The organism is Pseudomonas sp. K5002 (assembly GCF_013386655.1).
Taxonomy (GTDB): domain Bacteria; phylum Pseudomonadota; class Gammaproteobacteria; order Pseudomonadales; family Pseudomonadaceae; genus Aquipseudomonas.
The window spans coordinates 1-2,248 of record NZ_JACARK010000983.1; the positions used below are offsets into that span (position 1 = coordinate 1).

Annotated in this window: 2 protein-coding genes and 1 pseudogene; 1 reads left to right on the forward strand and 2 read right to left on the reverse strand. The window is 63.7% G+C overall.

Annotated elements, in window-relative coordinates:
• Both HX846_RS32115 and HX846_RS32120 read right to left on the reverse strand, forming a co-directional pair.
• Positions 1-310 (reverse strand): annotated as a pseudogene (locus HX846_RS32115) (phosphonoacetaldehyde hydrolase); the annotation flags it as partial.
• Between the two features lie 27 nt (positions 311-337).
• A complete protein-coding gene (locus HX846_RS32120; protein WP_134327002.1) occupies positions 338-1,447 on the reverse strand; it encodes a 2-aminoethylphosphonate--pyruvate transaminase in 1,110 nt (369 codons plus the stop codon).
• 112 nt (positions 1,448-1,559) lie between these two features.
• Between HX846_RS32120 and HX846_RS32125 the strand changes: the two genes are divergently transcribed.
• The coding region (locus HX846_RS32125) for a LysR substrate-binding domain-containing protein (protein ID WP_178966948.1) at positions 1,560-2,248 on the forward strand (689 nt) is incomplete at its 3' end.

The following is a 2,248-nucleotide window of genomic DNA, read 5'->3' on the forward strand; positions in this document are numbered from 1 at the left end:
GCTCGGCGATCTTCTCGATCTGCAGCGGCATGAAGCGCTGGTAGATGGCGGTCACATCATCGTCAGTCGGTGTGCGGCCGAAGGCCTTGCGGTAACGCTTGGCCACCTGCGGCTGGTCGCACAGGGTGCGGATGTGGTCCCACTTGCCCATGCCCATCGGGCCGCGGGCTTCCTCGATGGAGACCTGCACGTCGAACTCGGCGAAGGCTTCGACAAAAATCTGCGTGGGCGCGAACGAGCCGAAATCGACCACGGTGCCGGCCCAGTCGAGGATCGCGGCTTGAAGCTGGGTTGGGTTTGCGTAGTTCATGGTTCAGATCCTAGGAGTAGTGGGCAGTCAGATGTCGAGCACGTTCATTTCTTGCAGCACCTCGGCTACCGCCGCGACCGCGGCTTGCATCTCGGCCTGGTTCACATGGCCGATGCAGCCCACGCGGAAGGTTTCCACCTGGGTCAATTTGCCGGGATAAAGGATGAAGCCCTTGGCCTTGACCCGTTCGTAGAACTCCTTGAACTGGTAGCGCGGGTCTTTCGGCGCGTGGAAGGTAACGATGATCGGCGCCTGGATCGCGGCGGGCAGGAAGCTGCGCAGGCCCAGTTCGGCCATGCCGTCCAGCAATGCCTGGCAGTTGTCGGCGTAGCGCTGGTGCCGGGCGGGCAGGCCGCCTTCTTCGTTGTATTGCAGCAGCGCTTCGTGCAGCGCCGCCACCACGTGGGTCGGCGGTGTGAAGCGCCATTGGCCGGTCTTGGCCATGTAGCTGTGCTGGTCGAAAAGGTCCATCGCCAGGGAGTGGCAGTTGCCTTGGGCTGCAGCCAGCGCCTGCTTTTCAGCGAACACAAAACCCATCCCCGGTACGCCTTCCAGGCACTTGCCGGAGGCGGCGATCAGCGCGTCGAACGGCACCTCGCGGGCGTCGATCGGCAGCGCGCCGAAGGAGCTCATGGCGTCGATAATCAGGCGCTTGCCGTGGCGGGCGATGACCTGGGCGATCTCGGGCAACGGGTTGAGAATCCCGGTGCTGGTTTCGCAATGGATCAGTGCGACGTGGGTGATGCCCCTGTCGGCGTGCAACAGGCGGTCGACGTCGGCGGCGGTGGTGGGTTCGTCCTCGGCAGTTTCAAAGGTACTGAACTCGCGGCCGAGCACTTCGCAAATCTTCGCCAGGCGCTTGCCGTAGGCGCCGTTGATCAGCACCAGCACCTTGCCGTCCCGTGGCACGAGGGTGCCGATGGCCGCTTCCACGGCAAAGGTGCCGCTGCCTTGCAATGGCACGCAATGGTGGCTGGCGGTGCCGTTGACGATCACCAGCAGTTGCTCGCAAAGACTGGCGGTCAGTTGATTGAAGCGGTCATCCCATGAACCCCAGTCGACCATCATGGCCTGGCGGGTGCGGGCCGAGGTGGTCAAGGGCCCCGGGGTCAGCAGGATCGGCGCGGCAGTGCTCATTCGTGTGTCCTCGCAAAACATTGGGATGAAGTTACGGCGCCTAAATTGCAGTTTGGCTTGTCATCAATCAAATTGTTTGTTGTTATGCGAGCTATCAGTGAGGCCGATAGCTATGAACCTGTTTCAACTGCGTGCGTTTGATGCGGTGGCCCGCGAGGGCAGTTTTACCCGGGCGGCCGAGCGCCTGTTCATCAGCCAGCCGGCGGTGACCGGGCATATCAAGGCGCTGGAGGAGCACTACCAGATCGCGCTGCTGCGGCGTACCGCGCGGCGGGTGGAGTTGACCGAGGAGGGCACCAAACTCGCGGCGATCACCCGGGCGATCTTCGGCCTGGTGGAAGAGGCGCAGACGTTGCTGGAGGCCAACCGGCAATTACTTACCGGGCGCCTGGAAGTGGCGGCGGATGGGCCGCACATGGTCATGCCGATGCTGGCCAGCCTACGGCAGCGGTATCCGGGGATTACTGTCAATTTGCGCCTGGGCAATGCGCAGGAAACCCTCGCGGCGCTGTTGTCGGAGCGGGCTGACGTGGCGGTGTTGACCGAGGTGGAGCCGCGCAAGGGCCTGCACTTGCAGCCGTTGATCGAGTCACGGATTTGCGCGTTGGTGCCTGCGGGGCATCCGTGGCTGGCGGAGCCTGCGGGGATTCGGCTGGAGCAATTGGATCAGGTGATCATGGTGTTGCGTGAACCCAGCTCGATCACGCGGCGGACCTTTGACGATGCCTGCGCCCAGGCCGGCGTGCAGCCCCGGGTGTTGCTGGAACTGGACAGCCGTGAGGCGGTGACGGAAGCGGTGGC